Annotated in this window: 11 protein-coding genes; 10 read left to right on the top strand and 1 reads right to left on the bottom strand. The window is 65.1% G+C overall.

The annotated features are described in order from the left end of the window. Positions 1-5: 5 nt before the first annotated feature. Positions 6-1,646, bottom strand: coding sequence for an MFS transporter (locus tag ACR65N_RS16025; protein WP_440457827.1), 1,641 nt, complete (start codon positions 1,644-1,646; stop codon positions 6-8). Positions 1,647-1,890: 244 nt separating this feature from the next. On the opposite strand from ACR65N_RS16025, the gene rimP reads away from it, so the two are divergent. The 10 genes from rimP (at position 1,891) to ACR65N_RS15975 (ending at position 14,517) form a co-directional block, all read left to right on the top strand. Further along, the gene (gene rimP, locus ACR65N_RS16020; protein ID WP_440457826.1) at positions 1,891-2,496 is read left to right on the top strand and encodes a ribosome maturation factor RimP; all 606 of its coding nucleotides are present in this window, start codon (positions 1,891-1,893) and stop codon (positions 2,494-2,496) included. Positions 2,497-2,555: 59 nt separating this feature from the next. Then, a complete protein-coding gene (gene nusA / locus ACR65N_RS16015; protein ID WP_430306448.1) occupies positions 2,556-4,181 on the top strand; it encodes a transcription termination factor NusA in 1,626 nt (541 codons plus the stop codon). Beyond that, positions 4,178-4,864 (top strand): RNA-binding protein, encoded by a 687-nt coding sequence (locus ACR65N_RS16010; RefSeq protein WP_440457825.1) that lies wholly within the window; start codon positions 4,178-4,180, stop codon positions 4,862-4,864. The genes nusA and ACR65N_RS16010 overlap by 4 nt, the downstream gene beginning before the upstream one ends. Before the next feature lie 101 nt (positions 4,865-4,965). Continuing rightward, positions 4,966-7,731 carry a translation initiation factor IF-2 gene (gene infB / locus ACR65N_RS16005; RefSeq protein WP_440457824.1) on the top strand — a complete coding sequence of 922 codons (2,766 nt, stop codon included), beginning with the start codon at positions 4,966-4,968 and terminating at the stop codon, positions 7,729-7,731. A gap of 262 nt (positions 7,732-7,993) precedes the next feature. Then, on the top strand, positions 7,994-9,037 hold the full coding sequence (gene exbB / locus ACR65N_RS16000; protein WP_440457823.1) for a tonB-system energizer ExbB: 1,044 nt from the start codon (positions 7,994-7,996) through the stop codon (positions 9,035-9,037). Between the two features lie 3 nt (positions 9,038-9,040). Next, on the top strand, positions 9,041-9,532 hold the full coding sequence (exbD, locus tag ACR65N_RS15995) for a TonB system transport protein ExbD (protein WP_440457822.1): 492 nt from the start codon (positions 9,041-9,043) through the stop codon (positions 9,530-9,532). Beyond that, positions 9,529-10,533 (top strand): energy transducer TonB family protein, encoded by a 1,005-nt coding sequence (locus ACR65N_RS15990; RefSeq protein WP_440457821.1) that lies wholly within the window; start codon positions 9,529-9,531, stop codon positions 10,531-10,533. Before exbD ends, ACR65N_RS15990 begins: the two co-directional genes overlap by 4 nt. Before the next feature lie 69 nt (positions 10,534-10,602). Then, positions 10,603-11,592: an Ldh family oxidoreductase gene (locus ACR65N_RS15985; RefSeq protein ID WP_440457820.1), complete on the top strand. Its 990-nt coding sequence runs from the start codon at positions 10,603-10,605 to the stop codon at positions 11,590-11,592. A gap of 371 nt (positions 11,593-11,963) precedes the next feature. Then, positions 11,964-12,590: a ribonuclease D gene (locus tag ACR65N_RS15980; protein ID WP_440457819.1), complete on the top strand. Its 627-nt coding sequence runs from the start codon at positions 11,964-11,966 to the stop codon at positions 12,588-12,590. 220 nt (positions 12,591-12,810) lie between these two features. After that, positions 12,811-14,517, top strand: a complete 1,707-nt coding sequence (locus ACR65N_RS15975; protein ID WP_440457818.1) for a hypothetical protein — start codon at positions 12,811-12,813, stop codon at positions 14,515-14,517. Positions 14,518-14,523: the final 6 nt, after the last annotated feature.

The raw sequence follows: 14,523 nt of genomic DNA, 5'->3' as shown, positions 1-14,523 counted from the left end.
GGTCCTCAATGGTGAAGATCGAGCGACGTCTTGTGAAACACGTCGTCGAGCGCATCATGCGGCGGTATGGCCTGGCGCTCGATCATCCGGTGGACGCGCGGCCCTTCGCCTCCCGCATGCAGCTCGCGGATCCGCTTCCAGACCTCTGCATCGGCCTGCGTGCGCCGCTGGTTGTGGCGCACATAGTCTGCCCAGGTGGCGGTGTGGTAAGTTTCCGTCCAGATGTCCGGGTTCTCCAGGTCGCGCATCAGCGCCCACTGCCGCGCGCCATCGCGGATGCGGATACGGCGGCGCTCCGACATCAGCGTCAGGAACTCGGCCACGTTCTCCTCGTGGATCGTGTAGTCGATAAGCAGCACGATCGGCCCGCTGCGCGGCTGCAGGTCGAGGCGCAGCGAAGGCTCGCGGAAGGTGTTGGCGGGGTCGAGGTTCAGCGTCTCGAGCGACGGCAGCCAGAGCTTCCAACCGACTGCGGCGCCGAGCACCATGACCAGGCTTGCCAGCATCAGCGAGGTGGAAACGCCGTATTCCTCCGCGAGGTATCCCCAGACCCAGCTGCCGACGGCGATGCCGCCGAAAGCCGCGGTCTGATAGAAGGACAGCGCCCGACCGACAACCCAGCGAGGCGTCGAGAGCTGCACCGTGGTGTTGAACAGCGACAGCGCAAGCACCCAGCAGGCGCCCGGCACCAGCAGCACCAGAGCCGTCATCCAGGTTGAACTGGAGAGCGAGGCGACGACGGAACTGGCGGCAAATCCGATGAACGAGATGCGGACGATCATTTCGCTTGAGAACATCTCCCGCAGCCGGGCATTCAGCATCGCGCCGCCGACCGCGCCAACCCCGAAGGCGCCGAGCATCACGCCATAGGTGAGCGGTCCACCGGCCACGAGGTCGCGCGCCACGAGCGGCAGAAGCGCCAGGATGGCGCTTGCCGAAAGGCCGAAGAGCAGCGCCCGGAACAGCACGTTGAGCAATTTCGGCGACATGGCGACATAGCCGAAGCCGGCCGACAAGGCGCGCGCCATGGTTTCCCGCGGCAGCTTGCTGTCGGGCGTCTCCAGCTTCCAGCGGAACAGCGCGAAGATCAGCGCCAGATAGCTGCAGGCGTTGACGGCGAAGGCGGCCGCTGCGCCGAATGCGGCAACGATGGCGCCGCCGACCGCCGGGCCGAGGCTGCGGGTGATGTTGAAGCCGACGCTGTTCAGCGTAACCGCGGCCGGCAGCACCTCACGCGGAACGAGATCGCCGACGGAGGCCTGCCACGACGGATTGTTGAGTGCCGTTCCGCAGCCGATGAAAAAGGTGAAGGTCAGCAGCAGCCAGGGGCTGAGCAGGCCGAAGAAGGCAAACACCGTCAACAGCAGCGACACCGCCAGCATGAAGCCCTGGGCGGTCAGCATGATGGTCCGCCGGTTGTAGTTGTCGGCGAGCGCGCCTGCGATCAGCGAGAACAGCATGATCGGCAGCGCCGTGGACGACTGGACGAGCGCCACCATGTTCTCCGAACTGGAAATCGCGGTCATCATCCACGCGGCGCCGACGGCCTGGATGAGCCCGCCGAAGTTGGATGAAATGCTGGCAATCCAGATGGTGCGGAAGGTCTGGTGACGGAACGGCGCCAGAGGGGAGACCCGCTGTGGCACGGTAAACCTCTCAGTGAATCATGATATGGTTCTAAACTAGTCGTGCCGTCGGGATCGGCAAGCCGAAAAGCGGCGCCAGGAGGCGGAAAGCCGGAGCCCTTGCAATAGCGGGTCCAAAAGTGTATATGAACAGCATATTCTTGATCGGCAGATGAAGAGTGGGCCCGCAAGGACCCGCTCTTTTTTGTTAGGCGATCGACCACCAGGATGTTCGCCGCATGCGGCGACTGCGCCGGAAGAGCTTATGCAGGACAATGTGAAGGAACCGCGTCTTATCGTTGAGACCGGCCTCGACCTCAGGGTCGCTGAAATCATCGAGCCGACGCTCGATGCCATGGATTTCCGTCTCGTACGGGTTCGGCTCCTCAACCAGAACGGCATGACGCTGCAGATCATGTGCGAGCGCAACGACGGGACGATGAATGTCGAAGGCTGCGAAGCAGTGTCCGTCGCCATCTCGCCCGTTCTTGATGTGGAAGATCCCATCGATCGGGAGTATCATCTGGAAGTATCGTCGCCGGGCATCGACCGGCCGATGGTGCGCAAGTCGGATTTCGTCCGCTGGTCCGGGCATCTGGTCAAGTGCGAAACATCGGTGCTGGTCGACGGGCGCAAGCGCTTCCGCGGCAAGATCGTCGAGACCAGCGAAGACGGCGTGACGCTCGAACGTGACCAGCCGGCAAACGGCGAGGATCCGCGCGTCACGGTTCCCTATTCGGCGCTCGCCGAGGCAAAGCTGATCCTGACGGACGACCTTATTCGTGATGCGTTGCGCGCCGACAAGCTGGCGAAGGCCGAGGCCGCCAACCAGAACGACGAAATCGAAGACGAAATCGAAGACGAAGACTGAACCTTTTTCCTGTCCCGCACCCCGGGACACCGAAATTCGATCTACGGAGACCGACGACAATGGCAGTGAGTGCTAACCGGCTAGAACTTCTGCAGATTGCAGATGCAGTGGCGCGCGAAAAGGTCATCGACCGCGAAATCGTGCTGGCCGCCATGGCCGATGCGATCCAGAAGGCCGCACGCTCGCGCTACGGCACCGAGAGCAATATCCGCGCCGACATCAACTCGAAGACCGGCGAAATCCGCCTGCAGCGTCTTCTGGAAGTGGTCGAAGTGGCGGAAGACTACACGACGCAGATCCCGCTGGAGCTGGCGCGCGACCGCAACGTCGACGCCAAGATCGGCGACTTCATCGCCGACCCGCTGCCGCCGATGGATTTTGGCCGCATCGCTGCCCAGTCGGCCAAGCAGGTGATCGTGCAGAAGGTTCGCGAGGCCGAGCGTGACCGGCAGTTCGACGAATTCAAGGACCGCGTCGGCGAGATCGTCAACGGCACCGTCAAGCGCGTCGAATACGGCAACGTCATCGTCGACCTCGGCCGTGGCGAAGGCATCATTCGCCGCGACGAGATGATCCCGCGCGAGAACATGCGCTATGGCGACCGCGTCCGTGCCTATGTCTACGATGTGCGCCGTGAGCAGCGCGGCCCGCAGATCTTCCTGTCGCGTACCCACCCGCAGTTCATGGTGAAGCTGTTCACTATGGAAGTGCCGGAAATCTACGACGGCATCATCCAGATCAAGTCGGTTGCCCGCGATCCGGGCTCGCGCGCCAAGATCGCCGTCATCTCCAACGATAGCTCCATCGATCCGGTCGGCGCCTGCGTCGGTATGCGCGGTTCCCGCGTCCAGGCCGTCGTCGGCGAGCTTCAGGGCGAGAAGATCGACATCATTCCCTGGAGCCAGGATCCGGCTTCGTTCATCGTCAACGCCCTGCAGCCGGCTGAAGTCGCCAAGGTCGTTCTCGACGAGGATGCCGAGCGGATCGAAGTCGTGGTGCCGGACGAGCAGCTGTCGCTGGCCATCGGCCGCCGCGGCCAGAACGTCCGCCTGGCATCGCAGCTGACCGGCTGGGACATCGACATCATGACGGAAGCCGAGGAATCGGAACGTCGCCAGAAGGAATTCAACGAGCGCACCAACCTGTTCATGGACGCGCTCGACGTCGACGAAATGGTCGGTCAGGTCCTGGCATCGGAAGGTTTCGCGCAGGTCGAGGAACTGGCCTATGTCGAACTCGACGAGATTGCCTCGATCGACGGCTTCGACGACGACACGGCCAACGAAATCCAGATGCGCGCCAAGGAATACCTGGAGCGGATCGAAGGCGAAATGGACGCCAAGCGCAAGGAGCTCGGCGTTACCGACGAACTGCGCCAGATCGATGGCCTGACAGCCAAGATGCTGGTCGCGCTCGGTGAAGAGGGCATCAAGACTGTCGAGGATTTCGCCGGCTGTGCTGCCGACGATCTGATCGGCTGGAGCGAGCGCAAGGACGGTGAGACCAAGAAGTTCGAGGGCACCTTCTCGAAGTTCGAAGTGTCGCGCGTCGAGGCGGAGAACATGATCGTGCAGGCCCGTCTGATGGCCGGCTGGATCACCGAGGAAGACCTTGCCAAGGATAACAATGCCGAACTGGACGCCGATGAGGCTGATGAGGAGGCGGACGCCGCAGTTCAGGAATGATCGCGGCAGCGACTGTCGATGACGGAGGCGCAGACGATGCGGAGCTGGTGGTGAACGACCGCACCTGCATCGTCACCCGCGAAGCCACGTCGCCGGAGATGCTGATCCGCTTCGTCGCCGGCCCCGCCGGCGACGTGGTTCCCGACCTGAAGCGCCAGCTTCCGGGACGCGGGTGCTGGATCAAGGGCGAACGGGCCCTGATCGACACGGCGATCAAGCGCAAGATTTTTGCGCGGGCGCTGAAGACGGACGTGACGGCATCGCCGGATCTGGGCGATCTGGTGGAACGGCTTCTGGTTGCCGACCTTCTCGGCATGATGAGCATGGCGCGCAAGGCGGGCCAGTTCGTCACCGGCGCCACGAAAGTGGATGCCGCCATCCGCTCGGGAGCGGCCGCCGGCGTGTTTCACGCAGCGGACGCTGCAGCCGACGGAGTGCGAAAGATAGACCAGGCCCGCAAGGCCTGGAGGCTGGGTACGGAAGCGGAAGAGGACATTCCCTCCTTCGCCCTTCTGACCTCGGCCGAAATGGACGAACTGATGGGCCAGAATGCTTTTATCCATGCCGCGGCGCTTGCCGGACAGGCGGGTGAGGGTGTAGTGAAGCGCGCAAACATGCTCGAAAGGTACCGCAATAGCGGTCAATCCGGAGCACGGAGCGGCGCTGGCCGGCCAGAACTATGATGCGGTCACCGGCAACAGCCGGCCGCCGTACCGGATTAATGCATACAATCGACGGGATTTGATGGTCGCCATCCGTTCCCGTCCGAAGGAACAGGAACGGAATGACCGACAACAAAGACGACAAGACGCTCGGCGTAAAGAAAACCCTCACCCTGAAGCCGTCAGGAATGAGCCAGGGTACCGTGCGCCAGGACATGGGTCGCGGGCGCACGAAGGCGGTCGTGGTCGAGACCGTGAAGCGCCGCCCCACCCGACCGCTGGACGAAAAGCCGATCACACCGGTGGCAGCACCCGTACAGCCGCAGCGCACCGCTGAAGCAGCTCCTGCTGCCGCCCCGCGCCCGGCAGCACCCCAGGCACCTTCGCCGCGCACCCCGCAGCCGAGCCAGCCGTCGCAGCGCCCGCATCAGGCAGGCCAGCGTCCGCAGCAGTCCGGCCAGCGTCCGCAGCCGAGCCCGCAGCGCCAGCCCGACCGGCCGCGCGGCACCGTCCTGCACGACCTTTCTGCCAGTGAAATGGATGCCCGTCGTCGCGCACTTGCCGACGCCCAGGCGCGTGACATCATCGAAGCCAAGCAGCGCGCCGAAGACGAAGCGCGCCGCAAGGCCGACGACGAGCGCCGTGCCGAGGAAGAACGTCTCGAGGCGATCCGTCGCGCCGAGGAAGCGCGCCTCAACCCGCATGCAGCCGCCGAAGCTGCTGCGGCCGAAGCTGCGGCTGCGGCTGCTGCCGAGGCAGCGGCTCAACAGGCCGCAGCGCCCGCTCCGGTTGCCGCACGCGGCGCCGATGGCCGTCCGCAGTCGGCACGTCCCGGCGCTCCGGCTGCTGCTCCGGCACAGCCAGGCGTGGTACGTGGCCGCAAGGGCGGCGACGAAGACGACGATCGCGGCCCGCCGCGCGGCATCCCGGGACGTGGCAAGGTTGCCGCTCCGGCACCCGCCAAGGTTCCTGCACGTCCGAAGGAAGAAGACCGCCGCCGCGGCAAGCTGACGGTCACCACCGCCGGTACCGACGAAGACGGCAATGCTCGTGGCCGCTCGTTGTCGGCCATGCGCCGCCGCCAGGAAAAGTTCCGCCGCAGCCAGATGCAGGAACCGCGCGAAAAGGTCATGCGCGAGGTCATCCTGCCGGAAACCATCACCATTCAGGAGCTGTCGCAGCGTATGGCCGAACGGGCCGTCGACGTGATCAAGTACCTGATGAAGGAAGGCCAGATGATGAAGCCGGGCGACGTCATCGACGCCGACCTTGCCGAACTCATCGCGACCGAATTCGGCCACACCGTCAAGCGCGTGTCGGAATCCGACGTCGAGGAAGGCATCTTCAACGTTGCCGACGACGCCGGCGAACTGGTGTCGCGTCCTCCGGTCGTAACGATCATGGGTCACGTCGACCACGGCAAGACCTCGCTGCTCGACGCCATCCGCCAGGCGAACGTCGTGTCCGGCGAAGCCGGTGGCATCACCCAGCATATCGGTGCCTACCAGGTCGAACAGAACGGCCAGAAGATCACCTTCATCGACACGCCCGGCCACGCCGCCTTTACGGCCATGCGTGCCCGTGGTGCACAGGCGACGGATATCGCGATCCTCGTGGTCGCAGCCGACGACAGCGTGATGCCGCAGACGATCGAATCGATCAGCCATGCCAAGGCGGCTGGCGTTCCGATCATCGTGGCGATCAACAAGATCGACAAGCACGAAGCCAATCCGGACAAGGTGCGTCAGCAGCTTCTGCAGCACGAAGTGTTCGTGGAATCGCTGGGCGGTGAAGTTCTCGACGTCGAAGTGTCGGCGAAGAACAAGACCAACCTCGACAAGCTGCTCGAGGCCATCCTGCTGCAGGCCGAAATCCTCGACCTGAAGGCGGACCCGAGCCGTACGGCCGAGGGCATCGTCATCGAAGCGCAGCTCGACCGTGGCCGTGGTGCCGTGGCAACCGTGCTCGTCCAGAAGGGCACGCTGAAGCCAGGCCAGATCATCGTTGCCGGCGATCAGTGGGGCCGTGTGCGCGCGCTTGTCACGGACAAGGGCGAACAGGTCAAGGAAGCCGGTCCGGCCATGCCGGTCGAAGTGCTTGGCCTTTCGGCGACGCCTGCTGCCGGCGACCGTTTCGCCGTCGTCGAGAACGAGAGCCGTGCCCGCGAGATCTCCGAATACCGCCAGCGCCTGACCCGCGACAAGGCAGCCGCCCGTCAGTCCGGCCAGCGTGGTTCGCTCGAACAGATGATGAGCAAGCTGCAGAACACCGGCTACAAGGAGTTCCCGCTGCTCATCAAGGGCGACGTACAGGGTTCCGTCGAAGCCATCATCGGCGCGCTCGACAAGCTCGGTACCGACGAAGTCCGCGCTCGCATCGTACACTCCGGCGCCGGCGCGATCACCGAATCCGATATCTCGCTCGCCGAGTCCTCGGAAGCGGCAATCATCGGCTTCAACGTTCGTGCCAATGCGCAGGCGCGCACGGCAGCCGAGCGTGGCGGTCTCGAAATTCGCTACTACAACATCATCTACGATCTGGTGGATGACGTGAAGGCAGCGATGTCGGGCCTGCTGTCGCCGGAACGCCGCGAGACCTTCCTCGGCAATGCCGAAATCCTGGAGGTGTTCAACATCACCAAGACCGGCAAGGTCGCGGGTTGCCGCGTCATCGAAGGCAAGGTCGAACGTGGTGCGGGCGTCCGCCTGCTGCGCGACAACGTCGTCATCCACGAAGGCAAGCTCAAGACGCTCAAGCGCTTCAAGGACGAAGTGGCCGAAGTGCCGATGGGCCAGGAATGCGGCATGGCTTTCGAGAACTACGAAGACATCCGCGCCGGCGATACGATCGAGTGCTTCCGCGTCGAGCATATCACCCGGACGCTCTAAGCCTCCGTCACACGAAAATCGCAAAGCGCCGGGCCTCGTGCCCGGCGTTTTCGTATCCGCCGGCGGCCCCACTCCCCCGCACGCATTTCATTATTCTTTTCGCATCTGCGACATAAAATAGTTGTCAAAGTTACTCATGTTTATTATCCGGTAGCCATACCATGCGAGCGCGCCGCCACGATGGCTTCGTTCGCCTTCTCTGCCCATGGGCCCGCAGCGTCCCTTGAGGCAGCGCCTACGCAAAACATGTCCGGAGTTCGTCATGCCGATCAAGTCCACCACCGCCCGGTCGATCGAACGGTTTTCGTCGCTGCCGCTGATCGCGGTGATTGCCGGACTGACGCTCGCCACGCCCACGGCGTTCGCCCAGACCGCGCCACCGGCACCGACGGAAACCGTTCAGCCGCAGCCAGCGCCCGCCACAGACAATGCCGCACCGCAGAGCCTCCCGGCACCGCAGGACCCTCAGCCACAGAACGCTCAGCCACAGGCTGGCACGCCCGCGCCGGACGTCGCACCCGCTCCGGAAGCTGAGCCGGCCGGCCTCATTCCGCAGTTCCTGGAGCCCGATGCGCGGACCGATATTCCGCACAACCTGTCGCCAGTCGGCATGTTCATGGCAGCCGACTGGGTGGTGAAGAGCGTGATGATCGGTCTCGCCATCGCCTCGCTGATCACCTGGACCGTATGGGTGGCAAAGTCGCTGGAACTGGCGGGTGCAAGCCGGCGGGCCAAGACGGTGATCAAGTCCATCCGCGGCTCGAAAACCTTGTCGGAAGCTCTCGCTGCTACCGAAAAGCGCGGCGGGCCGGCGGCGCTCATGCTGCGCGAGGCGGCCCGCGAACTGCAGCTTTCCGAAGGCGCACTGGATCACGCCGAAAATGGCGGCGTCAAGGAACGCGTCTCGTCGACGCTGGGCCGGATCGAATCCTATGCCGGGCGGCGGATGACGCGCGGTACCGGCGCACTTGCCACCATCGGCTCCGTCGGACCATTCGTCGGGCTGTTCGGCACCGTCTGGGGGATCATGAACTCGTTCATCGGCATCTCGGAGTCGCAGACGACCAATCTCGCGGTCGTCGCACCCGGCATCGCCGAAGCACTGCTCGCAACCGCGATCGGCCTGGTCGCCGCCATCCCGGCAGTGGTGATCTACAATATCTTTGCCCGCTCAATCACCGGCTACCGTCAGTTGCTGGCCGATGCCGCAGCCGGCGTCGAGCGGCTGGTGAGCCGCGACCTGGACTTCCGCAAGGTACCTCCGGGCGCGCGCAAGACGCCCGTCTCGCTGGTGGCTGGAGAGTGAACCATGGCCGGAGGCATTCGCGACAACCACGGTGACGACCTGCAGGAAAACCATGAGATCAACGTGACGCCGTTCATCGACGTCATGCTGGTTCTGCTGATCATCTTTATGGTCGCAGCGCCGCTGGCAACTGTCGACGTCAATGTCGATCTGCCAGCCTCGACGGCGACGCCCGCGCAGCGTCCGGACGAGCCGCTCTACCTGACCGTCAAGGACGACCTGAGCCTCAATATCGGCAATGACGCCGTTGCACGCGAACAGCTTGCAGCGACGCTGGAACGCGTCACCGAGGGCGATCGCGAAACACGCATCTTCCTGCGTGCCGACAAGGCTGTCGACTACGGGCACTTCATGGAAGTGATGAACCTGCTGCGTGACGCCGGTTATCTGAAGATCGCGCTGGTCGGTCTGGAATCGGTCCCCGGTGCGGCGCCCGCCGTACCGGCCACGACCGCCACACCGGCGGCCGGAGGCGTTCCCGGAGCCACACCATGAGCCCGATCGTCCCGCGCAGCCGTAACCGTAAGATCGGCGAGGCCATGCTCTGGAGTGGCGCCGCCGCTGTCGTGCTTGTCGCGCATATTGCCGGAGCGGCGGTCCTGCTACGCCAGGAGCCGGATAGCGCGGCGCCTCCAGGCGCGCCCGCTGCCATCATGATCGAGCTGGCGCCAGAGCCGGAAGCAGCGGCAATCGAAGAGACGGTGGTTTCCGAGGAGCAGCAAGATTCGCAGGAAGTGAAGAGCGAGGCGGTGGAGCCGGTGGAAGAACCACCACCCGAGCCGACGCCCGTTCCACCCGAGCCGACGCCCGAACCCGTTGCCGAACCGCCGCCGGAGGTTACGCCTCCGCCAGAGCCGCCGCAGCCCGAACCGATCGTCGAGGAGGTTCAACCCGAGCCGCCTGAGCCGGAGATCGCCGAGACCACTCCCGAACCGCCGCCGGAGCCCGTCGAGCCGGAAGTCGACGTGCAGGCCGAACAGCAGCTGGCACTGCTGAGCAAGGTAGAGGTGCCGTTGCCGGTCGTGCGGCCGCCCGAACCGGTCGAGCCGAAACCCGAGGTGAAGAAGCAAGAGCCGAAGCCGGTGCGCAAGCCGGTTGCCGAACGTCCACGGCCGAAGCCGCCGGCACCGGCCGCCAGGGAGAGCCAGCAGGCTAAGGCTGAGGTGCAGCAGTCGAACCGTACCGCGGCTCCCAAGACATCGGACAACGTCGCGCGCTCTTCCGTGTCGCCTGTCCGCTGGCAGAGCCGCCTCGCCGCCCATCTTGCCCGTCAGAAGGGTAAATGCCCTGCGGCCGGCCGCGGTAGCACCGCCTATGTGACGTTCCGCATCGACAATAGCGGTAATCTCAGCGGCGTCGGCCTGTCGCGCTCGTCGGGATCGCCTGATTTCGACAGCTACATGGTGGATCTGGTGCGGCGCGCCTCACCGGTTCCGGCACCGCCGGCCGGCGTCGGTAACAAGGTGACGGTTCCGCTCGGCTTCAGGAACTGCTAAGGCGGCGGCTGACCTCCCACCGGGTCGCATGCTCTCTGCCTGCGGCCCACCGCCTCAGGAACCTGCAGAATGCACACCCCGCTTGCCGAGCTGGAACGGCAGATCTCCGCCGTCTTCGAAACGAATGACGTCCTCCCCTCCGCGGCGCGCTCGGTCGCGCGCGCACTGGTCGCCGCCGAGGCCGCCGGGCAATCGGGGCACGGCCTGCGTCGGGTTCCGGCCTATGTCAAACAGGTCCGCGCCGGAAAGGTAGACGGCCGGGCAGAGCCGGTCGCCGAGCTCCGCCGTCCGGGCGCGCTGTCGATCGATGCCGGCTTCGGCTTTGCCTATCCGGCTCTCGATCTGGCGGTCGCCGAGCTTGCACCGCTGGCGCGCAGCCAGGGTATCGCTTCTGCCGCCATCCACCGTTCGCACCATGCCGGGGTCATGGCCCTCACCGTCGAACGGTTCGCCGAACAGGGCCTGATTGCGATGATGTTCGCCAATGCGCCGGCGGCGATGGCACCTTGGGGTGGCAAGAAGCCGCTTTACGGAACCAATCCCATCGCTTTCGCGGTGCCGCTGACGGATGCCGATCCGATCGTCATCGATCTGGCGCTCTCGAAGGTGGCGCGCGGCAAGGTGATGGAAGCGCAGCAGAGGGGCGTCGCCATCCCCGACGACTGGGCTCTGGATGCCGACGGTCATCCGACCACCGATCCCGACGCGGCGATGAAGGGAACAATGGCGCCGGCCGGCGGGGCGAAGGGCGCAGCTCTTGCGTTCATGGTCGAGGTGCTGGCAGCCGGGCTGACCGGTGCGCATTTCTCTTATGAGGCAAGCTCGTTGTTCGACGACAAGGGGCCACCGCCAGCACTCGGCCATTTCATCATCGCCTTCGATCCGCAGGCGACCGCTGGTGCAGGCGTCGCCGAACGGCTCGGTGCCTTGGCGCAGGCCATGCAGAGCGAAGACGGCGTGCGGCTTCCCGGACGCAGAGGCCGCTCTCTGCGGCGCCACGCTCTGGAACAGGGACTGGAGATAGATGACGGTGTGATGCAGGCGATTGCCGCACTCTGATTCTGGCGGGGCGCCTCGGGCGCCCTTGCTTCCTCGCAGACGCGAATCCCATTTGGCGAACGTTGGAAGCTATGCCTGAAAATGAAAAAGCCTGCCGCGGGAGGAGGTGCGGCAGGCTTTTAAACTTGATCGGCAATTGGGAGGAGGAGGAGACTGCCGATCTCATCTGGCGACGCTGGGAGGAGGAGTGCGCCGCTTCGATGCTCAATATCTAGCGACGGCACCTGATTCAGGCAAGCCGTACTGCTGCATTGCAGCAATGCATCCCATGCAGGGCTCCCGTCGCTGCTGCCGCTCGCACGTGCATCTCCGGGGCATATCCAGTTCGCCACAGTTGCGCTATAGCGATGCCAACGAGACAGAAGGATTTCATGATGGCTACCATTCGCTACCACGAGGGAGATATTTCGGCCGAGGATGCGGCACGCTACGCCGGCGCCATTGCCATTGATACCGAGACGCTCGGGCTGGTGCCGCGTCGTGACCGGCTCTGTGTCGTGCAGCTCTCGCCCGGCGACGGCTCGGCCGACGTTATCCGGATTGCAGCAGGCCAGCAGCAGGCGCCGAACCTTGTCGAGATGCTCGCCGACGAGCGCCGCGAGAAGATCTTCCACTACGGGCGGTTCGATATCGCCGTGCTCTTCCACACCTTCGGCGTGACGACCGCCAACGTCTTCTGCACCAAGATCGCCTCACGGCTTGCACGGACCTATACGGACCGGCACGGGCTGAAGGACAATCTCAAGGAGATGCTCGACGTCGACGTCTCCAAGGCTCAGCAGCAATCGGATTGGGCGGCAGCCACGCTTTCGCCGGCACAGCTGGAATACGCCGCCTCCGATGTTCTGCACCTGCATGCGCTGAAGGACAAGCTGACCCAGCGGCTGATCCGCGACGATCGGCTGCACCTGGCGGAAGCCTGCTTTGCGTTCCTGCCGACGCGGGCGAAGCTCGACCTGCTTGGCTGGGAAGAGACCGACATCTTTGCCCACAGCTGAGGCTTCGCAGCGCCAGCGCGCGGTATCCGCCGCGGTTGGTTCGAAACCATTTTCAGGGCCGGGACGTGCGTTAGCAATTCGTTAACCATTTCCCGGCATCATCATCTGTCATACGGCCTACAAGACACCATGAGGCGCTGCGGCAGCGACACATCGAACGTCGCATTCCATATCAGCCGAGGCCAGCCTGTCCCGTCAATCGACCAGCGTGGAGCAGCCCGTGTTGCCGCCCGTCGCCTCAGTCACGGACATCCTGCGCGGTCAGTCGAACCAGCCGCAGGTCGTTGCCGCCACTCCCCGGGTCTTGATCGGCCAGCCACCTGCCGAGGCGCGGGTGCCGTCCGATGCCACGGCTCTGACCCCGGCAACCGACCGCCTGACGATCCTCTCGGTGTCCGGCCAGATGCAATTGGCACAGGGGCTGTCGGTGGCCGCCGAAACCGTCGGCGCAATGATGAAGATCGCCCGACGCGAAGGCGAGCCGCTGTCCGACTATGCCGGACGCATTGCCGAGGCGATCGCCGCCCTCTCCAGCGCCCAGAGAGCTGCCCTTCAGCGGGCGCTGAACCAGCTGGTCAAGGGATTGACGATCCGGCTGCTCGCCGAGATCCTCCAGAACCCGGCCGGACCGGAAGCCACGCGGCTGTCGCTGCAGCTGGAAAACCGCACGGCCAGGGATCGCGACCTTGCAGCCCGAGGCGTCGTCAGTTCCTACCGCCAGAATGACAATTCCGGCATGCCCGCCGCGATCGCCGCGCGACCGCCGACGGTGCCGAGCCGTCTCTCCTCTGCAGCCGCGGGTTCGGTGCCTGCCCCCACGCAGGTCACTGCAGCTCTCTCGCCCGCCGGCGCCTCGGCGGCGCCCGAACCACGCGCAGGCGGCGCGCTGTCTACTGCCCCTGCCGACCATACAGGCGATAGCGCAGAGACAGCTCGGCCTGCGGCTCCAACAACGACAGTCTCAGCCGAAACCGGAGAGGCTCAATCCGAGGCTATGCGTGCTGCAGGCAACGATGGAGCAGCCGTCGCGGAGGCGGCCTCGCCGACAGTTTCAGGCGGTCGAGCCGTCATCCCGGGGTTACAGGCAGAGGTAATGGCCCCGCAGGATGTGCAGGGCGCCGAGCAGCCGTTGAAGGACGACGCGGCGTCGCAAGCCGTTGCCGATGCGGGTGAAGCCGTGGCAGCCCGCGCCCGGTCGCTGCAGGGCACTACCGAAGAAATTACCTACGACGCCATGGCGCTTCTCCGCGAGCGCGCGCTCACTTCTGCAGCAACGCAAGCAGCTGCCACTCCCGGTTCGTCCGGCATGCCATCGGCTGCCCGGGCAGCCGGAGGCGGGCTGGTCGCCGCGATCCTTGGAACCGGCTGGTTGGCGGGCGCCGCCGCAGACGGAGCTGCAACCGTGCCGACGCAAGCCGAGGGCCCACCGACCAGCTCATCTCCCTCCGCATCGGCAGGATCACCGATCGACGGTCGCGCTGCCATGGCCACGCCAGCATTGGCCGGGATGAGCGAAAGCGCAGGCCTGGCTGGCGAACCTGCCTCGCTTGCGACTGAGATGGAGATGTCACCACCGGCAGATCCTCATGCCGGTGCCGACATCAACCCTGCGGAACTACAGCTTGCCGTCGTCGCCCAGGCGGTGCTGCTGGCGCGTGCAGCGCCACGCGACGCGCTGGTTCCCGTCTATGTTCCCTATCCTCCGCGTGAGGAGGAGGACGACGATGAGGACCGTGCATCGGTCTCGGCGGTCGACAGGGTTGATGAAGACGGATCGCGCGGCAACAACGGTCGCCAACCGGATGAGCAGGCGGACGACAACGCGGACGGTGATGCGGAAGCGGAAAGCGAAGCCGGCGCAGCCGAGGAAGGCGATGCGGCATCCAGGGACGCCCAGCAGTTCTACCGACGCATGACGGCCTGGTAGCGGCTC

The sequence above is a fragment of the Rhizobium sp. SAFR-030 genome, assembly GCF_059415005.1.
The sequence above is the reverse complement of the archived record's forward strand: the minus strand, read 5'-3'. Positions and strand labels throughout refer to the sequence as shown.

Bases quoted from the DNA above. Each gene is read 5' to 3' on its own strand.
- rimP (WP_440457826.1), top strand. From the start codon at position 1,891: ATGCAGGACAATGTGAAGGAACCGCGTCTTATCGTTGAGACCGGCCTC.
- ACR65N_RS15985 (WP_440457820.1), top strand. From the start codon at position 10,603: ATGCACACCCCGCTTGCCGAGCTGGAACGGCAGATCTCCGCCGTCTTC.
- nusA (WP_430306448.1), top strand. From the start codon at position 2,556: ATGGCAGTGAGTGCTAACCGGCTAGAACTTCTGCAGATTGCAGATGCA.
- ACR65N_RS15980 (WP_440457819.1), top strand. From the start codon at position 11,964: ATGATGGCTACCATTCGCTACCACGAGGGAGATATTTCGGCCGAGGAT.
- ACR65N_RS16010 (WP_440457825.1), top strand. From the start codon at position 4,178: ATGATCGCGGCAGCGACTGTCGATGACGGAGGCGCAGACGATGCGGAG.
- exbD (WP_440457822.1), top strand. From the start codon at position 9,041: ATGGCCGGAGGCATTCGCGACAACCACGGTGACGACCTGCAGGAAAAC.
- infB (WP_440457824.1), top strand. From the start codon at position 4,966: ATGACCGACAACAAAGACGACAAGACGCTCGGCGTAAAGAAAACCCTC.
- exbB (WP_440457823.1), top strand. From the start codon at position 7,994: ATGCCGATCAAGTCCACCACCGCCCGGTCGATCGAACGGTTTTCGTCG.
- ACR65N_RS15990 (WP_440457821.1), top strand. From the start codon at position 9,529: ATGAGCCCGATCGTCCCGCGCAGCCGTAACCGTAAGATCGGCGAGGCC.